Below are 21,001 nucleotides of genomic sequence, written 5' to 3' on the forward strand. Positions count from 1 at the left end.
GCCTTCATCTTGAAGTATGTACACATGAAGAGGGGTGAGCGGATGAAAGCATCAACAACCATGCAAACAAAAGACCGTATTATTGAAGCTGCCATCAGACTTTTTAACCAAAAAGGATTTTCTGGAACCTCTGTCCGTGAGATTGCGAAGGAAGCAAACGTCAATGTTGCCCACATTTCTTATTACTTTCAAGGAAAAGGAGGGCTGCTTGAGCAGCTCGTATCCGATTTTTATGAAGGCTATATTCACATGATTGAATCACATATCCATCACATGGAAACTCGTCATGCAAAAGAATGCTTACTACATGTGGTTTTTGATATTTTATCTTATCAGCACGAGCACCGTCAATTAACCCGTTTCGTTTATCGAGAGGTAACGATTGATTCGACGCTCATTAGAGAAATTATGTCGACCTATTTAACGAAAGAAAAATATTTGTTTCAGCTCATCATTGAAAAAGGAAAAAGCACCCATGTGATTTGTGAGCAGCTCTCCATCTCCTCTTTTATGATTCAGCTGAAATCACTACTCATGATGCCCTATTTACAGCCGCAATATTTAACAGAGGTGCTTTATTTAAATCCAAATGAGCCTTATTTCTATCAAACGTATTTTAAAGAACTGAGCCGCTCGCTTCATCATTTACTAGAACCAAAAAAGCCGGCATTAGATTCTCATTTAAAACTCATGATGTCTTCGAATTGATCATAAGCATATCCGAGATCTTCCGCTTGATGGGCATCAGACCCAAAAATGAGCGGAATTTTTTTCTGTTTTGCAAGATCAATCATCCATTGATCTAAATAGATACTTCTGGCATATGTTTTACGAAGACCTGATGTATTAAAATCTAAGGACATGCCTTTTTTTGCCGTTTCTTCAAGACAAAGGGTGACCTTTTGACAAAGTGCAGAAGTCATCTCAAATGGGAAAAGCTGTTTGAATTTCTGCACAAGGGTGATATGACCGATTCTATTTGGCTTATAGCGACCTAAAGATGATAGAATAGAAGAATGAATTTGGTCATAGTAGCTTTGATAGACCTTTTCGATGCTGCCATAGAGGCTTGTTAGCTGCTGGAAGGCATGCTCGTCAAAATCAAGGCAAATATAATCATCGCCAGCAGGAAGAAAGTGAACAGATAAAATGCTATCGTCTAATTCTGGACCATAGCAGTCTAAAAAGGCACTTGTTTCCTCTTCATACTCTTTGATATAGTCAACCTCAAGCCCAGTTTTTACTATTAATTGGCCTTTGTATTCCTGTTTCAACTGATCCAATTTCGTTATATACGAGTCAAGTTCTTGGAGCTTCATGGCACTATCCTGCTCTGGTGTTGGATCATGGAACGATGGAGGCAGAGGGGCATGCTCGGTAAAGGTTATGGAATCAAATCCCTTTTTGATGGCTTTTTCAATATAAGAATGAAAAGAATCAAGCGAGCCGTGAGGGCAAAACGGTGTATGTAGATGTGCATCTTGCTTCAGCATGTCGTCACCTCTTGTCGATATTTTGAAAAACGTCATGTTTATCAGCGAAAATAATGAAAAATCATGACCAAAAATGCTGGTTACATGGTATCATAATAACAATGAAAACGACAGCTTCCGCATACATAAAAGCAGGTCACATGGATACGTGTGATCAAATGATAGAAAGCGATCAAATACTTTCTTGAAAAACATACATACAACCGTGAATGGATGGTATTGGAAAACATACGATCCTGTTTATAAAAAGACAAATGCAAAGCGGACACGAAAGGGTTCTCAGGTCTACTCGGGACACTTTTACCCTGACATCACTTAGATCACAACAAGGGGGCTCATTATGGAGTTTATCATCGGTTTAATTGTCATTTTGCTTGCTTTGTTTTCAGTCGGTTATTTCCTCAGAAAAAATATATATAAAGAGATTGACCGATTGGAAGCATGGAAAATTGAAATTTTAAACAGATCAATTGTAGAAGAAATTTCAAAAATCAAACACTTAAAAATGACCGGAGAAACAGAGCAGTTTTTTGAAAGATGGCGTGCAGAGTGGGACGATATCGTCACAGCCCATCTTCCAAAGGTAGAGGAGCTATTATATGACGCAGAAGAGTATTCTGATAAATATCGATTCTCCAAAGCTAAGCAGGTTCTAACGCATATTGAGGATTTGCTGAGTGCTGCTGATTCGAACATTGAAGACATTTTAAAAGAAATAGCAGACCTTGTCACAAGCGAGGAGCAAAATCGCAAGGACATTGAAAAGGTCAAAGAGCAATATCAAACGGTTCGAAAAAATCTGCTTGCGTACAGCCATTTGTATGGCACCCTTTATGACAAAATGGAGCAGGACTTAGATGAGGCCTGGGAAGGGATCAAGCAGTACGAGGAAGAAACAGAAAACGGAAACTACATGAAAGCAAGAAAGATTTTGCTTGAGCAAGACCGCAGACTCGACCAGCTTCAACTATATATCAATGATGTACCAAAGCTTATTGCAGACTGCAAACAAACCGTACCAGGTCAGCTGACGAAGCTGAAAGACGGATATCAAGAAATGTCGGAAAAAGGCTACAAGCTGGAGCACATCCAGATCACGAAAGAGCTGGAGACTTTAAACAAACAGCTTGCGAGGGCGGAAAAATTGCTCATTGATGAACTCAATTTAGAAGAGGCATCAAGCATTCTGCAAATGATTGATGATGCGATTGAGACGCTGTATGATCAGCTAGAGGCGGAAGTAGAGGCAGGTCAGGAAATTAAAAGCAGAATGCCTGAGCTCACAGAAGCATTCGAAAAGCTCGAGCAAGATCACACACAAACAAAGGCAGAAACGGCTCTTGTGAAAGAAAGCTACAAGCTGACCGCAGGAGAACTCGATCAACAGAAGGCATTTGAAAAACGTTTAGAAGAAATTGAAAAGCTGATGAAACAAATCCGTGAGAAGCTTGATCGTGATCACGTGGCATATTCATTATTAATGGATGAAATCAATCAGCTGGACACCTTTATCGAGGATGCAAAAGCATTGCATGACACATTTAAAGGTCATCTCCAATCATTAAGAAAAGAAGAATTACAAGCGAGAGAAACACTGGCTGAGCTCAAAACCATGCTGACAGATACAGTACGCCAGCTGCATAAAAGCAATATTCCAGGTGTACCTGCTGAGATGAAAGAGCGGGCTGAAAAAGCGCAGGAGATGATTCATCAAGTGCACGAGCAGCTGGAAAACCTGCCACTCAACATGCCGGCAGTAAATCAGCAATTAAAAGATGCTTCTGACACAGTCAAAAATGTTGTGGATGAGACAGAAGAAATACTTGGTAAAGTGGATCAAATTGAACGAATCATTCAATATGGCAATCGCTTTAGAAGTCAAAACCACATTCTTTCAGAACAATTGAAAGAGGCTGAACGAAGATTTTACGCCTATGATTACAACGGATCATTTGATATAGCAGCAGCGGCTGTTGAAAAAGCATCACCCGGAGCTGTTCAAAAGCTGTTAGCTCAGCAAGAAAAAGAGTATCAGCATCAATAAAAAAGCTGAAGTCCTATCAATGGACTTCAGCTTTTTTATATTATGACGCTTGTTTTTGACGCTCTTCTGAAGCAGAAGAAGTGAAAAGAGAGATTACAAATCCGATCACGATTCCAAGTATTGCAGGGACAATCCAGCCTATGCCAAGGTCATATAAAGGCAGTATTGATTGGAAGACGTCTTTTATTGGATCGATTGGAAGTTTCGCTGCTGCTAAGCCGTCAAATAAGCTAACGCAGCCTGTTAAAATTAAAGAGAGAGCATATACAGGTCTTCTATGTCCAAGCCACTTATCAGCAAGTGACAAAACAATGATCACAATCGCTAGCGGATAAATCGCAGTTAAAACTGGTACAGAGAAAGCGATAATATGAGCAAGTCCAAAATTCGAAATGATAAAACTGAATAATGTCACGAGTGTAACGACCATTTTATACGAAAGCTTAGGTAGTAACTTCGAGAAATACTCTCCGCATGATGTAACGAGGCCGATACTTGTTGTTAAACAAGCAACCGTAATCGCAGCACCCAACACAATATTTCCTAAGCTGCCAAATAGGAATTGAGAAGACTGAGCCAAGATTTTACTACCATCTCCAACAAAACCAATGGCATGTGTACTTGAAGCGCCTAAATAAGCAAGAGATAGATAAACAAATGTTAATCCGCAGGCTGCAATCAGACCTGCTTTGATACAAGCAGATGTCAGTGCCTTTTTACTTGTCACACCGCGTCCTTTAATGGCGTTGATGACAACAACCCCAAACACTATAGAAGCAAGAGCATCCATGGTTTTATAGCCCTCTAAAAATCCTTTGAAAAATGATCCGTTGCTATAGGATACATCAGGTGTGCCAATGACGCCCATCGGCGTTAAAATGGCTTTGACAATAATTATAAGAATGATCGTAAATTTAATCGGTGTTAACACTTTCCCTACACGATCTACAATCTTCGTTGGATTTAGAGCAAGATAATACGTAATACCAAAAAAGACAAGTGTGAATAAAAGAAGGGAGAGCCAAGCTGGTACACCTGCTAAAAAGGGTAATGCACCAATTTCATATGAAACCGTTCCTGTTCGAGGAATAGCGAAAAGCGGCCCAATAGATAAATATAAAATGACGGTAAACGCTGTTCCAAAAGCTGGGTGAGCTTTATCAGCTAATCCTTTCGCATCTCGACCTGTTAAAGCGATCGCAATAATCCCTAGAAGAGGTAAACCGACACCTGTTAATAAAAATCCGCCCATTGCTTTCCATACATTTGTGCCAGCATATTGCCCAAGTTCTGGTGGATAAATCATATTTCCGGCGCCGAAGAATAGAGCAAATAACATAAAACCGATAATAACTGTATCTTTCGTCGACAATGTTGCCTTCATTGAATATAAAGCCTCCAATATTATGTTGAAATATTCTGTTAATTAGTTGCTAAAACCGTTCTTCATTAACATTCACTAATTATAAAGGATGTGCGTCTGATGTCAACATGTGTTTTCGTACAAAAGTCATGAATTTTTCTATTTTAGTATATGGAGGACAATAAAAAAACATCCCCTTCATCTTTGGAAGGGGATGTTTGAAGCATGATTATGATGCGAGCTGTTTAGGCGGGCTAGTCAACATAGAGATGAGTACGCCAATACCTGCGCCGATAATTGCTGGTACGACCCATCCAATGCCTAAATCGTAAAATGGAATGAATGCATCTAAGAAGGCAGGCAACCCACCGAGATTGATTTTGGCAGCTAATAATCCATCAATGATGGCAAAGAAACCAGTAAAGATGAGGGATACTACATAAATCACTCGTCTACCGTTAATCCAGCGGTCAAGGAATGACAATAAAATAATGACAATTGCCAGTGGATATATCGCTACGAGTACAGGGACCGATAGAGAGATGATTTGTGCCAGTCCAAGGTTTGCAACCAATGTGCTAAATAAAGAAACAATGAGTACGACTGTGCGATAAGAAAGTGCTGGGAAAAGCTTTGAAAAATATTCGCCGCATGATGAGACAAGCCCAACACTTGTTGTGAGACAAGCAAATAAAATGGCTACACCAAGGACAATGTTACCAGCAGAACCAAATAAAAAGTTTGCTGATAGTGAAAGCAGTTTGCCGCCTTCATTTGCCCCAACCATTCCGGTTGTATCAGGACTTGAAGCACCGACATAAGCAAGCGAGATATACACTAGTGCTAGTCCAGCTGCTGCAACAAGGCCAGCTTTTATACAGGCCGCCGCAAGAGATTTGCGCTCTGTGATGCCTCTTTCTTTAACAGCTGTCACAACAACGATTCCAAATACGAGAGAAGCGAGAGCATCCATTGTTTTATAGCCCTCTAAAAACCCAGTGAAGAGAGGGTTTGCTTTATAAGTCGCATCAGGCGCACCGATTATTCCCATCGGTGTAGCTATGGCTTTAAATACAATAATTGCAATGACCGTTAATAAGATAGGTGTCAACACTTTGCCGATTCGATCAACAAGCTTTGAAGGGTTCAAAGCGAGCAGATACGTAATCGTGAAAAACACAAGGGTGAATAAGAAAAGCGGTACCCATGAAGAGGTTTGTGTTTCAGACAGAAACGGTGCTAAACCAATCTCGTAAGAAACCGTACCTGTTCGCGGGATAGCAAAAAATGGTCCTATGGATAAATACAGAATGACAGTGAAAATGGTTCCAAATATAGGATGGGCTTTATCCGCAAGGCCTTTCGCACCGGTACCTGTAAGGGCAATAGCAATAACTCCTAGAAGCGGAAGACCAACTCCGGTGAGTAAAAATCCACCGATAGCAAGCCAAACATTCTCACCTGCATATTGTCCAAGGACAGGCGGGAAAATCATATTTCCTGCGCCAAAGAATAATGCAAAAAGCATTAAACCAATGGCTAATGTCTCTTTTATACTTAAACTATTTTTCAAAATAGTTCCTCCTTATCCAATGTAATGTGCTAAATTTAAATATTCTGACAATTTAGGTGTTTATGTGCCAATTGCACTATGCATGATATAGTGAAAATGAAAAGTTGTCAACTGCCATTTTCAGAAAATTCTCTGTCTGACTTCATTATGGTAACATATAAATGCATTTATTTTTAAAGCTTTTTGTAAGGAGTCCAAGTATGATTTATCTCGATAATAGTGCAACAACAAAACCGTACCCTGAGGTTTTACAAGTATATCAGCAAGTGAGTGAACGTTTTTTTGGGAATCCGTCTTCGCTACATCAGCTTGGAATTGATGCGAGCCGCTTGCTAAGTGAAACGAGAAAACAAATCCTTCACTATACAGGTTTGAAACAATATGAGGTTATTTTTACTTCTGGTGCAACAGAAGCAAATAACATCGCCATTAAAGGAGCAGCTCTCGCCAAAATGAATCGGGGGAAACATATTGTGACAACAGCAATTGAACACCCGTCTGTCATCGAATCGTTTGAACAGCTGAAGGCTTTATTTGGTTTTGACATCTCCTATATTCAAGTAAATGAGCATGGCCATGCAGATATGAATCATTTAAAAGAAGTGCTTCGCCCTGATACAGTGCTTGTCAGCATGATGCACGTCAATAACGAAACGGGTGCCACCCAGCCAATTGAAGAAGCTGCTGGCATGATTCGTGAGCATGCTGAAAATGCCCTATTTCATGTCGACGGGGTGCAGGGAATGTGCAGAGTAGCACTTGATAAACAACTGGATGTGGATCTTTTGACGATATCTGGCCATAAAATTCATGGCTTAAAAGGCACAGGAGCGCTCTTTTTAAAGAAAGGTGTAGTGCTTGCCCCTTTTATTACAGGAGGAGAGCAGGAATTAGGCCTACGTTCAGGTACCGAAAACCCTGCTGGTGCTGTCAGCTTAGCAAAAGCCATGAAACAATCATTCGAGCTGCAAAAAAAACATCATGATGAAATGTTAAACTTAAAAACGCAGCTGCAAAAGCAGCTTGGAGAAATAGAAGGTATTGTCATCAACACACCGCTGACGCAAAGTGCGCCGCACATTGTGAATTTTTCAGTACCAGGTATTCAAATTGAGGTCCTTCTTCATATGCTTGAAAAAGAAGGCATGTATGTTTCGACAACATCTGCCTGTTCAGCCAAGAAAAAAGAGCCAAGCCAAGTTCTCCTAGCGATGGGGAGGCCGGAAGAAGTGGCAAAAAGCAGTATGAGAATCAGTTTGACGTATGGACAAGGACCCGAACTAGCGCCGCAAATCATCACATCGATCGCACAAAGTGTGAAAAAATTAAAAGGAATGAGATAACAGCATGAAATATGATCATATTTTAGTCCGTTTTGGTGAAATTTCAACAAAAGGAAAAAATAGAAAGAAATTTATTGAAAAACTAAGGCAGCATATCCGGTTTGTATTAAAAGACTTTGAAGCATTAAAGTATGCATCTGACAGAGACCGCATCACGATCATGCTGAACGGTGAAGACCCTGAACCGATTTCAGAACAGCTTAAAGGTGTATTTGGCATTCAGAGCTTTAGTCTGGCGGTGAAATGTGAGACAAATCTCGATGCCATCAAAGAAGCGGCACTCACAGCGGTACAGGAAGTATATGAACAAGGAAATACATTTAAGGTCTCAACGAAACGCTCTTATAAGCAATTTGAACTTGATTCAAATGAAATGAACCGGGAAATTGGCGGACATGTGCTGAAGAATACGGAAAACTTAACGGTCAATGTCAAACAGCCGGATGTACATTTGCGCATTGAAATAAGAGAACATGCGACATACATTACATTTAAAGATGTCAAGGGTGCAGGCGGACTGCCAGTGGGTTCAAGCGGAAGAGCGATGCTCATGCTTTCAGGCGGCTTTGACAGCCCAGTTGCCGGCTACCAAGCGATGAAACGCGGAATTCAAATTGAGGCCGTCCATTTCTTTAGTCCCCCATATACAAGTGAACGTGCCAAACAAAAGGTCATTGATCTTACAGAATGCTTAGCTGCATATGGGGGCGAAGTGAAGCTTCACATCGTACCTTTCACAAAAATTCAAGAGCTGATTCACAAACAAGTACCTGAAAACTATACGATGACATCAACAAGAAGAATGATGCTGAAAATCGCAGATAAAATAAGAGAGAAGCGTGATGCTCTTGCGATTATTACCGGTGAAAGCCTTGGACAAGTCGCAAGTCAGACACTTGAAAGCATGTATGCCATTAACCATGTAACCAATACACCAATCATTCGCCCGCTTATTGCGGTTGATAAGAATGACATTATTGAAGAAGCGAGACGAATTGGCACATACGATACAAGTATTCAACCTTTCGAGGATTGCTGTACGATCTTTACGCCGCCGTCTCCTAAAACAAAACCAAAGCTTGAGAAAGTAGAACGCTACGAAAGCTTTGCTGATTTCGAGCCAATGCTTGATGAGGCAGTGGATCAAATCGAAACGATCATCGTCACAAATGAGAAGAAAACGGCAGACGAATTCGCTGATTTATTCTAAAATAAAAATTTCATAATAATTACCATAAAATCGATCGCATGAAGTCATGTGTTTCTACACATTCTATATTCACAAGGAGGTGAGAACACATGGCTCAACAAAACAGACAAAGCAGTTCTAATCAATTAGTCGTTCCAGGCGCTGCACAAGCGATCGACCAAATGAAGTATGAAATCGCTTCAGAATTTGGTGTAAACCTTGGACCAGAAACAACAGCTCGCGCTAACGGATCAGTTGGTGGAGAAATCACTAAACGTCTTGTATCTTACGCTCAACAACATATGGGTGGCGGATCTTTCTAAGACACACAATTAAAAAGCTATGGCTTAGGAGCGGGATCATTCCCGCTCTTTTCTTTTTGTACATAAAAATAGTTTGAATATTTACAAAAAAGAAGACGGAATGAAAAAATTATGGCATAATACTAGGAGTAGGTCCTAATTCAAGCATTTTTCAGTTATGAATGTTAGAATAGGTAAATTGAAACATGTTTCGTTTCATAGAAAGAGGCTAAAAGGAGCTGTACCATGAAAAGAGAAGACTTAATTGCACCAGAACAATATAACTTAGTCAGTGAGATTGAAGCGTTCAGTCATGACAAGGAGAAAAAGGCCCTGCACTGGCAGGATGGAAATGGCTACGAAGCACATGTGACGTATGCATCTTTAGTGGAAGAAGCAAATAAAATTGGTCATGTATTATTAAATGCAGGCTTTAAAAAAGGCGATAAAATCATTGTGATGGTGCCGCGCATGCTAGAGGCATACAGCATTTATTTAGCGATCTTGAAAACAGGAATGGTCGTCATTCCTTGTTCAGAAATGCTGCGTGCAAAAGATTTAGATTACCGAATTGAACATGCAGAAGCAAAGGGAGCGATCGTTTACTCTTCATTCATTCAATCGTTCGACGGAACCAATCAGCCAAACGATTTTAAAACATTCTCAATCGGTGAAAACGATCAAGGCTGGACAAATATTCTTGCGGAAAAGGATCACCAATCAAGCGAGCTTCCAATGGCTCCAACAACACGCACAGACATGGCGTTCTTATCCTATACATCTGGTACAACAGGCAACCCAAAAGGGGTTGTTCATACACATGGCTGGGCATATGCACATTTACGCACCGCTGCCAAAGCATGGCTCTCCATTAATGAAGGAGATAAAGTATGGGCGACAGCAGGACCAGGCTGGCAAAAATGGGTGTGGAGCCCACTCTTATCTGTGTTAGGAAGTGGCGCAGAAGGCTTTGTATACGGAGGAAAATTCAATCCAAATACGTACTTAGAGCTGCTTCAAAAAAATGAAATCAATGTCCTATGCTGTACGCCGACAGAATACCGATTTATGGCGAAAGTAGATGACTTAAGTCAGTACGAGCTGCCAAAATTGCATAGTGCCGTTTCTGCGGGAGAGCCACTGAACCGTGAAGTCATTGATACATTCAAAAAGCATTTCGATATAGAAGTACGAGATGGCTATGGCCAAACAGAAAGCACACTGCTTGTAGGGGTTCTAAAAGGAATGGACATCAAGCCAGGCAGTATGGGAAAACCAACACCTGGAAACGAAGTCGAGATCATTGATGAGGACGGCAGCGTATGCGCTCCTGGAGAAATTGGTGATATTGCGGTTCATCTTGAAACGCCGGCTTTATTTAAGGAATACTACAAAGATGAAGAGCGTACAAAGGCGCAGCGCCGCGGGAATTACTTTATTACGGGTGACCGCGCGAAAAAAGACGAAGATGGGTACTTCTGGTTTGAAAGCCGTAGAGATGATATCATCGTCAGCTCAGGCTATACCATTGGACCGTTTGAAGTAGAAGATGCACTGATCAAACACGCAGCAGTCAAAGAATGTGCGGTTGTGGCTAGCCCTGATGAAATCAGAGGATCAATCGTCAAAGCATATGTCGTCCTACGTGATGGAACTGCACAAAGTGACGAGCTAATCAAAGAGCTGCAAACGCATGTGAAAAACACAACAGCACCTTACAAATACCCAAGAGAAATCGAATTCATCGACGAGCTGCCAAAAACACCGTCAGCGAAAATTCGCCGTGTCGAGCTGAGAGAAAGAGAACTTGCACGAAAAGGATCTTGATGAATAAACGAAAAGCGTTTGGATGAAAGCATCCAGCGCTTTTTTTATGGAAAATCAAATCTGCTGGAAGCGATCATGATGTTTTATGTTAAAATGTGAAGAAATTGCTGGAAAAGGAGAATGTTAGAAGATGTTCATTGCCATCATTCATGGAATCGTGCTTGCTTTTGGCCTCATCTTACCATTGGGCGCACAAAATGTATTTGTGTTTCAGCAAGGAGCGCTTCAGCCGCGATTATATCAGGCTTTACCTGTCGTTATCACTGCTGCTCTTTGTGATACACTATTAATTGCATTAGCTGTCATTGGTGTTTCTGTTGTGGTGTTCACCATTCCTGTACTGCAAATCGGTCTTTATATCATTGGGTTTTGTTTTTTAGTTTATATGGGATGGTCCGTGTGGAACACAAGCTCATCAACAGATGCTAAAGAGAAGCAGGAATTCATGCCTGCGAGAAAACAAATTGTCTTTGCCTGTTCAGTTTCACTTTTAAATCCCCACGCCATTCTCGATACCATTGGTGTGATTGGAACAAATTCGCTTCAATATAACGGGGCAGAAAAATGGGCATTTACACTCGCTTGTATCATCGTGTCCTGGTTATGGTTTATTGGGCTCACTCTTTTAGGGAAAATGCTAGGGAAGTTAGATACAAACGGTAAGTGGATGAACCGTATCAATAAAGCTTCAGCGGTCATGATCTGGCTTGTCGCGTTATACATTGCGTATCAATTGATTGTATAAAAGTACATAGAGAAAAAAGCGAGAAGCGTTTGGGTAGATGAGAGCCCGCGCTTTTTTGTATTTTGACGTTTAGCCACCTTTGCATGAGCGTATCGCTCATGCCTTTTTAGGTTATTTTTTGAAAATCGTTTGATTTAAAAGACGGAAAGCTTGTACGATATCATCCATTTGTTCTATATCCGAGGAAGTTAGGCTGTCTAATAGCATCCCTTCGATATGCTGAAAGGCTTCGTTCATACAGGCACGGCCTTTGTCAGACAGCATAATGACATGTTTTCGTTTGTCATCACGGTCTTCTTCTCTATCAATGAATTGTTTCTCGTGCAGTTTTTTAAGTTCTCTGCTGACATTCGGAAGAGACATGTGCTGACAGTCGGCAATTTCACTAGGCGTAAGCGGCTCGCTGACAGCTAGTTGCTCTAGTATTAAGTATTGTAAGGTCGTTAAGCTAGCTGGTTTGACTTTGTTCATCAGGTCATGTTTTAGTTCTGAAAAAGTAGAAGCAAATGCTACGAATTCCTTGAAGAAATGGGGATGTTTCATGTTTATCACCTCCTACGTAACATACCAAAATTATTATCAAAAAACAATTATCATTTGACAACTATTTAACGGAGGTATATCATTTGGTTATCAAATGATAATAAAAGGAGATCATACATGAATGTACTCATTATTTATACTCACCCCCATCACAATAGTTTAAATGGTGCTTTTTTAAAAGAAATCATGAAAGGCAGTGAAGAAAATCCACTAGTTCATGAAGTGAAAATCATCGATTTATACAAAGAAGAATTTGATCCTGTGCTGATTTTTAATAAAGAGAAAAAAAGGCGTGACATGCATAAAGACCCTGACATTCGGATGTATCAGGAGAAGATCAAATGGGCGGACAAAATCGTGTTCGTATATCCTATTTGGTGGGGAAGACCTCCAGCCATGCTGCTTGGCTTTATTGACCGCATGTTTGCTGCGAATTTTGCTTATCGTCAAACAGGCGGGCTGTTTCCAGAAGGATTGTTAAAAGGAAAAAGTGCTGTTTGTGTATCGACGATGCAAGGGCCAACCAACTACCCTTTGTTCTTTTTGCAAAATGCACACAAGATCTTAATGAAACGAGCCCTTTTACACTATGTCGGAATCAAACCTGTGAAGTTCTTTGAGTTCGGCATGATGGAAAGCCCAAAAGGAAAACATGAGGTCAAATTAAAACGTATCTACAACTATTTCAGAAAAATCAGCTCATAAAATAGTTAGCGAAGTCACTTTTCTTCTAATTCAATCCTTTTATGTTTTAAAATAACAGTGAGGGTGGGAGAACTCTTCCTCGTCATTTGAAAAGGGGGATATGGATGAAGAAAACATTGTTTAAAGATGCAGCGCTTTTAACACTTGATCCAACTTTAGGTTTTTTAGAAAAAGGAGATTTATTAATTGAAGGGACACACATTTTAGAGGTCGGACCTTTCATTGAAGCAAATGATGCTGACATCGTCGATGCGTCCGATATGGTGATCATGCCAGGGCTTGTGGATACACATCGCCATGTGTGGCAGTCTGTTATCAGAGGCATAGGCACAGATTGGTCGTTGCAGACATATTTGAGCAAAATCTATTATGGAAACTATGGTGCGATGAGACGCCCATCCGATGATCGAATCGCAAATTATTTAGGGGCATTAGAGGCATTAGATGCAGGAGTGACCACATTTCTAGACTGGACGATGATCAATTCAATGGATCATACAGAAGAACTCATCGGAGGTTTGAAAGATGCGGGCATTCGAGCTGTTTTTGCTTTCGGTTCCTCTGGAGATGCTGAGTATTGGGATAGGGAGAGCACGCTCACCAATATGGAGGACGCAGCACGCGTGAAAAAAGCGCATTTTCAATCATCAGATCAGCTTTTGACGATGGGGCTTGCGATTCGTGGACCAGAGTTTTCTTCATGGGAAACTTCAGTATTTGAAATTGAAACAGCCCGGTCTCTAGATGCTTTATGCAGTATGCATATTGGCTTTGGGAACTGGGGAGCGGAGGATCGTTCAATTGAGCGACTTCACAAAGCGGGATTACTTGGACCTGATCTCAACATGGTGCATATCAATGCAATCGATGCGGATCAAATGAAGATGCTGGCAGACAGCGGAAGCTCCATATCCATTACACCTGAAATTGAGATGATGATGGGTCACGGTTATCCTGTCACAGGACTTGCGATCGAACAAGGTGTTCTTCCAACACTCGGTGTAGACGTGGTCACAGCGACAGGCGGTGATTTGTTTGCTCAAATGAAATTTGGACTTCAGGCAGAGCGCGCGCTCCAAAATCAATCATTGCTGATGGAGGGCATTATGCCAGGACCTGAACTTGGGATTTCTGCTCATCAAATGCTTGAAGCTGCGACGATCAATGGAGCTCGTGCATTACAGCTTGATCATAAAATTGGCTCGCTCACACCTGGAAAAGAAGCTGATTTCATCCTGATCGACCGAACAAGCATGAATCTTCTGCCGATGACAGATCCGGCTGGAGCGGTTGTCCAAACGGCACACCCTTCAAATGTTGATTCTGTCTATGTGGCTGGAAAAGCAGTGAAACGAAACGGAAAGCTTGTCGGTGTGAACCTAGAAGAGGTCAAACGGAAAGCTTATGCGGCAAGAGATCATATTCTATCGCATAAGTTTGAATCAACTCCATCATAAACAAACATATCCCCATAGGCAGCGGCCTATGGGGAATAAATTACAAGGATTCTTTAATGACCTTTTTGTAATACTGGACAGATAGGAATCCGAAGATAGAATATAACACCGTATAAATCGACATGACGATGAGCATTGGTGTCCACAGTTCACCGCCGAATAAAAACCAGCCTGACTGTACGGCAAAGTAGCTGTGCAGCAATCCGATGATGAGCGGAATCCCAAAGTTAAATAGCTGTTTGAGTCGTATGCCTTTTAATAGATCTTTCTCTGTAAATCCAAGCTTACGTAAGATCGTGTACGAGCTTTGTTCTTCTTCACTTTCATTCATCTGTTTGAAGTATAAAATACAGCCTGATGTGACAAGGAAGCTTAAACCTAAAAATCCAACCACAAACATCATCAGTCCCATTGTTTGCTTTTGCTGCTGAGCTGAAGCTAATTGAGACATGCTGTTGTCACTTAGTTTTAAAGATGTAAACACATCATTGGCTTGTTCAAGATTTTGATCATCTTTTATATTGATTGCGTTATATTGGTTATTCTCAAGCTGCAGTTTAGGATCTTTCTGCTGGTCAAGCTGCTCAAAAACACTTTGACTTACGACGGCAACAGGCAGACCGCCAAAAGTGAACTTGTAAGAGATGATGTAATCTTTCTTCATATCAATGACTTTTAAATCAAGCGGTTTCTTGATAAGAAGTTTCACATCACCTGAGCTTTGAATCGGCATGAATTTCTTCAATATATCACTGTAGCCGCTTAAAATGACTTCGTTGTTCTCCACATGAATATGAGGTGCATTTTTCTCACTGATCACAGACAGTGTCAAGACTCCTGGATCCTTCTTCAAACTATCTAATTCCGAATCCATGATCTTCTTTGCGTCAAAATCCGCTTGAATGACCTTGAACTGCTTTTTTTCATATGCAATATGTTTGTCAGAAAGTGCACGAGCGAAGGTATTGGCTTCTTTCTCTGAGCCCATGACAAAATGTGATGGAATCTGTTGTTCAGCCGTTTTTTCTGCTGAGTAATAGGAAATGTAGCTTAAAGATAACAACCCGATGGCAAGAGCAGATACGGTTGTAATAATCGTTAAAAGCAGTGCATTTGATTTTAATCGGAACATAATAGATGACAAAGACAGGACTTCATGAATGGCGAGATAGCCATTTTTTCTTTTACGTACAATATTGGCAATGAAAGAAACAGAGCCTTTATAAAAAAGAAAGGTACCGATAATGACAGAGGCTAGAATATAAATCATGGCTAAAAATAATTCAAGTATAGACGTATATGAGCCGCTAAAAAGCTGAGAAGAAATATAATAGCCTGAGCTAATCAAGGCAATACCGAAAACCCCAATGATGATTTCAAACACAGAGATCTTTTTCACACGCTGCTCTGTAGAAGACGTGGTTCGAAACAAAGATAAAATTGTCTGTTTACTAATAAACCGTCTATTTCTTAGCATAATTAATCCATAGATGATGAAAAAGACGATAAGTGTCTGCAAAAGGGCCATGCCTGAAAAATGCAGGTTGGCGATGGCGTTCACGCCGGTTACTTTAAATAACACCATCAGCATGAGCTTTGAACCAATAAATCCAGCTATGATGCCAACAGCCATTGAGAACACGTAGAGGATAAAATTTTCTGCATTGAGCAGTTTGGCAATTTTTTGTTTCGTCATGCCAATGAGTTGCAGGAGACCTATTTCTTTCCCTCGGCGTTTAATAAAAATGCTGTTCGCATATAACAGGAAGATCCCAACGATGGCAATAAGCAGGACCGAAGCGGCTTTAATCGACGCACCGCCTTTAATGGACCCTTTTACATCATCAAGTGCTGGTGAGTACTGCAAGGTGACAAAGGAAAAGTAGAGCGCCACACTAAACACGAGAGCAAACACATATAAATAGTAATTCTTCAAATTTTTCTTCAGGTTACGGAGAATGAGCTGATTAATGTTCATGCTTCACACCGCCTAAAACACCTTGCGTTTTCATAATATCCTCGAAAAACATCTTTCTCTCTAAAGCACCTTTATTCAACTGAGTATAAATCTGTCCGTCCTTGATAAAAATGACGCGTCTTGAATAGCTGGCTGCAACAGGATCATGTGTCACCATGACAATGGTCGCTTTTCGTTTTCGATTGAAATCTTGCAGTTTATTGAGTAAATCAGATGCAGATTTGGAATCAAGCGCTCCAGTAGGTTCATCTGCGAAAATCAGACTTGGCTCATGAATGAAGGCACGAACCGCTGATGTCCGCTGCTTTTGTCCACCAGAGAGTTCATTCGGATATTTGTCTCTTAGTTCATAGATGCCCATGTCCTCCGCAAGTTGTTGAAAACGTTCGAAAGCTTCTTTCTTCGGCGTTTTGGAGATGGATAATGGCAAGAGGATGTTCTCTTTGACCGTGAGTGTATCAAGTAAGTTATAATCCTGAAAAACAAAGCCAAGTTGCTTTTTTCTGAATTCTGCGAGCTGCTGATCTTTCATTTGTGTCATCTCAACATCTGCGATACGAATTGATCCGCTGGACACATGATCAATAGAGGACAATACGTTCAGAAGGGTTGTTTTCCCCGAGCCTGATGGCCCCATAATACTGACAAATTCTCCGGCTTCAATGGTCAAATCAATGCCACTCAGCACCTCTTGTTTGTTGAATTTATTTCCGTAGCTTTTATATATTTTGCGAGCTTCTAAAATGTTCATTTGTCGATCCCCTTTTCTATTTAATTGATATCTCTAGTATAAAAAGAAGCCCGCCGGACTTCCTTCGATTTGGCGAACAAAACAGACGAGCATGTGACATTGTTGTCACATGCTTGTTTTTTTAAACGGTTCATATGTTTTGTTTAAGTTTGTTTCTGATCATCACACATTCATTTTATCTGTTTTTCATTCTTATGTATCAATCTTCTTGGATTTTTCTTGGTATGAAGACGTTTAGGAGCTTTACACGGTCATTTTAATCATGTATGATATGCATATTAAATATATGCATAGTAAATCTATGTATTAGGAGTGACCAGAAATGAAAGTAAGTAAAGAGCTTTTAAAGGGAAGTACAGCTACCCTGATTTTAAGCTTGTTAAATGAAAAGCCAATGTATGGATATGAAATGATCAAAGCATTGGAGGAGAAGTCTGAAGGTATTTTCAGCTTTAAAGAAGGAACAATCTATCCGATTTTGCACAACTTGGAGGGGAAAGAATTCATTATCTCTTACTGGGGCGAAGGGAATGGCAATCGGAAAAGAAAATATTACAAAATAAATGAACAAGGAAAAGCATTTATGCAAGAAAAGAAAGAAGAATGGGATGTTTTCAAAAATGCAGTCGATGGCGTGTTGAACGGAGTGAAAATCGCATGGGATTAGAAAAAAAGTTTGAAAAATATATGAAGAATGTATGTAAACGAGTCAAAAATAAAGATGTCCATTCGGAAATCAAGCTTGAACTTATGGATCATCTATACACGCTAAAAGAGGAAGCGATGAATGCTGGGATGTCTGAAGAAGAGGCGGTGGATCAAGCGCTAGAGCAAATTGGGGATGCGACCATTCTTGGAGCGCAGCTTCATGAAACACATAAAACCGAAATGGATCTTAAAATGTTTCTTCTTGTATTAGCCGCTTGTTCTTTTGGACTGCTTATCATGTACTTTTTGCAGTTTCATTCGGAGTTTACAAATCTACAAGACATGAATATTTTTTATAAAAGTCTCGCCTTTTATTTAGTTGGACTAGTGCTTATGTTTGTTTTATTTTCCTTCGATTATCGGCGCTTATTGAAATACTCCTGGCATTTATATATAGGGACGCTTGGAATGGTGCTTCTGACGATGATTTTTGGCATAAGAGTAAACGGTGTTCTGTTTTTAAGATTAAGCGATATCTCAATCAATTTGACGGAGGTCGTACCATTTCTTGTGGCTGTTTCTTTAGCAGGTATCTTTCACTCTTGGAATTGGGAGAATGGTCTCAAAGCTTGGCTTGGAGTAGGGATTATGGCTTTACCAGTTATTCTAATCAGTGCGATTGGTTTTCTTCCTGCGACCGTTATCTGTTTTGTCATGTGTTTAACGATGATGTGTGTGTCTAGTGCTAGTTTAAGGCAAATCATTCCGCTGGCAGCAGCAGGCGGTATATATCTAATGTTTGAAATGTTTTCTCTTTTTCAAGCAGGTAGACAACTTTACACAGTCCATCAATTTAGTTCAAACGGACTTCAAATCATTCCTTCTGCAATGTCCGAGGTTCACACTGATTGGATGTTTACATATATCATTTTTTCATTTGGCTGGCTAGCAGGAGTCGTTGTATTTATGTTGTTTGTCATTTTTATTTACCGAATCTTTCATACAACAAAACGCGTAAAAATGGCTTATGGAAAAATGCTGATGACAGGTTTTGCAGCTGTGTTTGCAGCAAAATTGATTTTAAGCATTGTTACTAATTTCGGCTTTCTGCCTTTTTCTGGATTGTCCATGCCTTTCATGAGCTATGGCGGTTCTCATATTCTGCTTGAATTGATGGCTGTTGGGATGATTTTAAGTATTTATAGACGTAGAAAGATGGGAGATATTGTGCGTCAAGAGGCAGAGAGCATTTCTTAAATAAAAGAATGAAATCTCTTCGCACTAGCTTGCAGCCGTATGCGAAGAGATTTTGATTCGTCTGTTTTGTTACATGCTCGCAATATGCACAAAATCATTCTTTTTCGGAAAGATGAAGGTGAAGGTTGTGCCTTGATCTATCGTGGAGTTGACCTCGATCTTGATATGAAGAGCGTCTGCTCCTTTTTTTGTTAAATAGAGTCCCATTCCTGTTGAGGCTGTGTCATTGTGATGTCTAGTTGAGGTAAAGCCTTTTTCAAAAATACGTGGAAGGTCTCTTGGGTCAATTCCTCTGCCTTGATCTGTAATCGTCAGCATCACTTGGTCATCCATTTTCTTGCTTTCAATGGCAATATCGGACGATTGGCTGTACTTGACTGCATTTGTGAGTAACTGTCTGATCATAAAGGATAACCATTTTGTATCACTTAATACGTGACGTTCTTCTAGCGTGAGTTCAAAGCCGATCCCTTTTTGCATGCACCATGATTGGAGCGCTTTGATTTCCTTCGCTATGATGCTTTGCAGGTCCAGCTGTTCAATAAATAAATCATTTTCGATATGACGTATTCTGCTTTGATGCAGCTGGGCATCGAGTAATAAATGAATTCTGAGCCATTCGTACGTCATATTTGATTTCAGCGGCTGCTCTGTTAAGCGGTCAATCATCAAGTGCATCGCTGTGAGAGGTGTCTTCACTTCATGTATCCATGAGAGTAATTCATCCTTCTCTTCTTCAAGGGCAATTTGCTGTTCTGCTGCCATTTTTCGGTAGCGGGCAATTTGCTCAGACGTCGCATCATGTACAAGCTGTTCAAATGGGGAAGATGGCGTGAGCCGCATTTGATGATCAATATGATCATCCCATTCTTTCAGCCGCTCATAATACGCCGTTTCTTTACGGTATCGGAAAAAGAGAAAGACGATCATGAAAAACGTAGATAATAACACAATATAAAAAAGAGATGCCATTGGAATGGTCGTATCCAAATAAGCAACAAACAGAATGAGGAGCTGCAAACTAAGAAAGAACAGAATCCAGCTTCTTCGTTCTTTTAAAAATGCGTGCAGCATCATTGATCATCCTTTTCCTTTGCAAGATAGCCTTGGCCCACTTTTGTTTCAATGTAGGTGCCAAGGGAGATCTCATCTAGTTTTTTTCTAAGGCGATTGACGTTCACAGTAAGTGTATTGTCACTGACAAACCGTTCATCCTCCCACAGTGCTTGAATGAGTGATTCCCGGCTGACAATATGATTTTTATGCTGGATCAATTCCTTGAGAATAAACAGTTCATTTTTCGTTAATTCAACTTCACCGTGATCATTTGTGACGGTGTTTTTTTCTAGATCAATCGTAGCGCCGCACCATACCTTTAGGCTAGCCGGTTCTGCATTATAATCATGCACGCGGCGAAGAACGGCACTGACTTTGGCAATAAGCACGTCAAAGTGAAAGGGCTTTTGTACAAAATCATCGGCACCGAGCTGCATTGACATAACCATATCAGCAGGATGGTCACGTGAGGAGAGGAAGATGATTGGTACATTTGAATGATGCCGAATCATCCGGCACCAATGAAAGCCATCGTATTTTGGGAGCTGTATATCGATAATGACGAGATCAGGCTGAACAGAAGTGAATTCCTGCATCACCTGTTGAAAATCGTGAATCCCATAAACATCATAGGACCAGTTGACTAAACGTTCTTTGATTTCTTGGAAGAGGGTTGTATCATCCTCAATGAGTAAAATTTTAAACAAAATCAGCACCACACTTTTTG

19 protein-coding genes are annotated in these 21,001 nt (G+C 40.5%); 11 read left to right on the top strand and 8 right to left on the bottom strand.

Translation table 11 applies throughout. From position 1 onward, the window contains the following. The first annotated feature begins 42 nt into the window (after nucleotides 1-42). A complete protein-coding gene (gene refZ / locus MHH40_RS15995; RefSeq protein ID WP_113387241.1) occupies nucleotides 43-708 on the top strand; it encodes a forespore capture DNA-binding protein RefZ in 666 nt (221 codons plus the stop codon). Here refZ and hisJ read toward each other — a convergent pair. Continuing rightward, nucleotides 678-1,493, bottom strand: coding sequence for a histidinol-phosphatase HisJ (hisJ, locus tag MHH40_RS16000; RefSeq protein WP_340901310.1), 816 nt, complete (start codon nucleotides 1,491-1,493; stop codon nucleotides 678-680). The genes refZ and hisJ overlap by 31 nt on opposite strands. Nucleotides 1,494-1,833: 340 nt before the next feature. On the opposite strand from hisJ, the gene ezrA reads away from it, so the two are divergent. Beyond that, nucleotides 1,834-3,537, top strand: a complete 1,704-nt coding sequence (ezrA, locus tag MHH40_RS16005; RefSeq protein ID WP_050943560.1) for a septation ring formation regulator EzrA — start codon at nucleotides 1,834-1,836, stop codon at nucleotides 3,535-3,537. 40 nt (nucleotides 3,538-3,577) lie between these two features. Here the strand turns inward: ezrA and brnQ (MHH40_RS16010) are convergent, their stop codons facing one another. Further along, nucleotides 3,578-4,921, bottom strand: coding sequence for a branched-chain amino acid transport system II carrier protein (gene brnQ / locus MHH40_RS16010; RefSeq protein ID WP_003216733.1), 1,344 nt, complete (start codon nucleotides 4,919-4,921; stop codon nucleotides 3,578-3,580). Between the two features lie 208 nt (nucleotides 4,922-5,129). Then, entirely contained in the window at nucleotides 5,130-6,473 is a 1,344-nt protein-coding gene (brnQ, locus tag MHH40_RS16015; protein ID WP_050943561.1) for a branched-chain amino acid transport system II carrier protein, read from the bottom strand. Between the two features lie 200 nt (nucleotides 6,474-6,673). Between brnQ (MHH40_RS16015) and MHH40_RS16020 the strand changes: the two genes are divergently transcribed. The 5 genes from MHH40_RS16020 to MHH40_RS16040 all read left to right on the top strand — a co-directional run bounded on the left by MHH40_RS16020 (nucleotide 6,674) and on the right by MHH40_RS16040 (nucleotide 11,879). Beyond that, nucleotides 6,674-7,816 carry a cysteine desulfurase family protein gene (locus MHH40_RS16020; RefSeq protein ID WP_050943562.1) on the top strand — a complete coding sequence of 381 codons (1,143 nt, stop codon included), beginning with the start codon at nucleotides 6,674-6,676 and terminating at the stop codon, nucleotides 7,814-7,816. A 4-nt stretch (nucleotides 7,817-7,820) separates the two neighbouring features. Next, the gene (gene thiI / locus MHH40_RS16025; RefSeq protein ID WP_050943563.1) at nucleotides 7,821-9,026 is read left to right on the top strand and encodes a tRNA uracil 4-sulfurtransferase ThiI; all 1,206 of its coding nucleotides are present in this window, start codon (nucleotides 7,821-7,823) and stop codon (nucleotides 9,024-9,026) included. Between the two features lie 89 nt (nucleotides 9,027-9,115). Then, on the top strand, nucleotides 9,116-9,328 hold the full coding sequence (locus MHH40_RS16030; protein ID WP_003216385.1) for an alpha/beta-type small acid-soluble spore protein: 213 nt from the start codon (nucleotides 9,116-9,118) through the stop codon (nucleotides 9,326-9,328). Nucleotides 9,329-9,553: 225 nt separating this feature from the next. Beyond that, entirely contained in the window at nucleotides 9,554-11,134 is a 1,581-nt protein-coding gene (gene mbcS, locus MHH40_RS16035) for an acyl-CoA synthetase MbcS (RefSeq protein WP_340901312.1), read from the top strand. Between the two features lie 130 nt (nucleotides 11,135-11,264). Continuing rightward, nucleotides 11,265-11,879 (top strand): LysE/ArgO family amino acid transporter, encoded by a 615-nt coding sequence (locus MHH40_RS16040; protein WP_340901313.1) that lies wholly within the window; start codon nucleotides 11,265-11,267, stop codon nucleotides 11,877-11,879. 111 nt (nucleotides 11,880-11,990) lie between these two features. On the opposite strand, the gene MHH40_RS16045 is transcribed toward MHH40_RS16040, so the two are convergent. Next, nucleotides 11,991-12,422: a MarR family winged helix-turn-helix transcriptional regulator gene (locus tag MHH40_RS16045; protein ID WP_212046213.1), complete on the bottom strand. Its 432-nt coding sequence runs from the start codon at nucleotides 12,420-12,422 to the stop codon at nucleotides 11,991-11,993. Between the two features lie 117 nt (nucleotides 12,423-12,539). Here MHH40_RS16045 and MHH40_RS16050 point away from each other — a divergent pair, with 117 nt between their 5' ends. Next, a complete protein-coding gene (locus MHH40_RS16050) occupies nucleotides 12,540-13,127 on the top strand; it encodes an NAD(P)H-dependent oxidoreductase (protein WP_003216455.1) in 588 nt (195 codons plus the stop codon). Between the two features lie 104 nt (nucleotides 13,128-13,231). After that, nucleotides 13,232-14,584, top strand: coding sequence for an amidohydrolase family protein (locus MHH40_RS16055; RefSeq protein WP_321999459.1), 1,353 nt, complete (start codon nucleotides 13,232-13,234; stop codon nucleotides 14,582-14,584). Nucleotides 14,585-14,624: 40 nt separating this feature from the next. On the opposite strand, the gene MHH40_RS16060 is transcribed toward MHH40_RS16055, so the two are convergent. Both MHH40_RS16060 and MHH40_RS16065 read right to left on the bottom strand, forming a co-directional pair. Continuing rightward, entirely contained in the window at nucleotides 14,625-16,562 is a 1,938-nt protein-coding gene (locus MHH40_RS16060; RefSeq protein WP_050943568.1) for an ABC transporter permease, read from the bottom strand. Continuing rightward, complete coding sequence (locus tag MHH40_RS16065) at nucleotides 16,552-17,313, bottom strand: ABC transporter ATP-binding protein (RefSeq protein WP_003216695.1); 762 nt, start codon at nucleotides 17,311-17,313, stop codon at nucleotides 16,552-16,554. Before MHH40_RS16065 ends, MHH40_RS16060 begins: the two co-directional genes overlap by 11 nt. A 322-nt stretch (nucleotides 17,314-17,635) precedes the next feature. Between MHH40_RS16065 and MHH40_RS16070 the strand changes: the two genes are divergently transcribed. Together MHH40_RS16070 and MHH40_RS16075 are read left to right on the top strand one after the other, a co-directional pair. Continuing rightward, a complete protein-coding gene (locus tag MHH40_RS16070) occupies nucleotides 17,636-17,980 on the top strand; it encodes a PadR family transcriptional regulator (protein WP_003216467.1) in 345 nt (114 codons plus the stop codon). Continuing rightward, the gene (locus MHH40_RS16075) at nucleotides 17,971-19,218 is read left to right on the top strand and encodes an FtsW/RodA/SpoVE family cell cycle protein (protein ID WP_340901316.1); all 1,248 of its coding nucleotides are present in this window, start codon (nucleotides 17,971-17,973) and stop codon (nucleotides 19,216-19,218) included. The genes MHH40_RS16070 and MHH40_RS16075 overlap by 10 nt, the downstream gene beginning before the upstream one ends. Nucleotides 19,219-19,287: 69 nt before the next feature. Here MHH40_RS16075 and MHH40_RS16080 read toward each other — a convergent pair whose 3' ends face one another. Together MHH40_RS16080 and MHH40_RS16085 are read right to left on the bottom strand one after the other, a co-directional pair. Further along, nucleotides 19,288-20,292: a sensor histidine kinase gene (locus MHH40_RS16080; RefSeq protein WP_050943570.1), complete on the bottom strand. Its 1,005-nt coding sequence runs from the start codon at nucleotides 20,290-20,292 to the stop codon at nucleotides 19,288-19,290. Then, entirely contained in the window at nucleotides 20,292-20,981 is a 690-nt protein-coding gene (locus MHH40_RS16085) for a response regulator transcription factor (RefSeq protein WP_148660152.1), read from the bottom strand. The genes MHH40_RS16080 and MHH40_RS16085 overlap by 1 nt, the downstream gene beginning before the upstream one ends. Between the last annotated feature and the right edge of the window lie 20 nt (nucleotides 20,982-21,001).

The sequence above is a fragment of the Bacillus sp. FSL K6-2431 genome (genome assembly GCF_038005165.1).
Classification (GTDB): domain Bacteria; phylum Bacillota; class Bacilli; order Bacillales; family Bacillaceae; genus Bacillus; species Bacillus pumilus.

Coding starts and splice junctions, on each gene's coding strand:
- thiI (WP_050943563.1), top strand. CDS start 7,821: ATGAAATATGATCATATTTTAGTCCGTTTTGGTGAAATTTCAACAAAA.
- hisJ (WP_340901310.1), bottom strand. CDS start 1,493: ATGCTGAAGCAAGATGCACATCTACATACACCGTTTTGCCCTCACGGC.
- MHH40_RS16030 (WP_003216385.1), top strand. CDS start 9,116: ATGGCTCAACAAAACAGACAAAGCAGTTCTAATCAATTAGTCGTTCCA.
- MHH40_RS16065 (WP_003216695.1), bottom strand. CDS start 17,313: ATGAACATTTTAGAAGCTCGCAAAATATATAAAAGCTACGGAAATAAA.
- MHH40_RS16075 (WP_340901316.1), top strand. CDS start 17,971: ATGGGATTAGAAAAAAAGTTTGAAAAATATATGAAGAATGTATGTAAA.
- mbcS (WP_340901312.1), top strand. CDS start 9,554: ATGAAAAGAGAAGACTTAATTGCACCAGAACAATATAACTTAGTCAGT.
- MHH40_RS16060 (WP_050943568.1), bottom strand. CDS start 16,562: ATGAACATTAATCAGCTCATTCTCCGTAACCTGAAGAAAAATTTGAAG.
- MHH40_RS16045 (WP_212046213.1), bottom strand. CDS start 12,422: ATGAAACATCCCCATTTCTTCAAGGAATTCGTAGCATTTGCTTCTACT.
- MHH40_RS16040 (WP_340901313.1), top strand. CDS start 11,265: ATGTTCATTGCCATCATTCATGGAATCGTGCTTGCTTTTGGCCTCATC.
- brnQ (WP_003216733.1), bottom strand. CDS start 4,921: ATGAAGGCAACATTGTCGACGAAAGATACAGTTATTATCGGTTTTATG.
- MHH40_RS16055 (WP_321999459.1), top strand. CDS start 13,232: ATGAAGAAAACATTGTTTAAAGATGCAGCGCTTTTAACACTTGATCCA.
- MHH40_RS16070 (WP_003216467.1), top strand. CDS start 17,636: ATGAAAGTAAGTAAAGAGCTTTTAAAGGGAAGTACAGCTACCCTGATT.
- MHH40_RS16080 (WP_050943570.1), bottom strand. CDS start 20,292: ATGCTGCACGCATTTTTAAAAGAACGAAGAAGCTGGATTCTGTTCTTT.
- MHH40_RS16020 (WP_050943562.1), top strand. CDS start 6,674: ATGATTTATCTCGATAATAGTGCAACAACAAAACCGTACCCTGAGGTT.
- refZ (WP_113387241.1), top strand. CDS start 43: ATGAAAGCATCAACAACCATGCAAACAAAAGACCGTATTATTGAAGCT.
- ezrA (WP_050943560.1), top strand. CDS start 1,834: ATGGAGTTTATCATCGGTTTAATTGTCATTTTGCTTGCTTTGTTTTCA.
- MHH40_RS16050 (WP_003216455.1), top strand. CDS start 12,540: ATGAATGTACTCATTATTTATACTCACCCCCATCACAATAGTTTAAAT.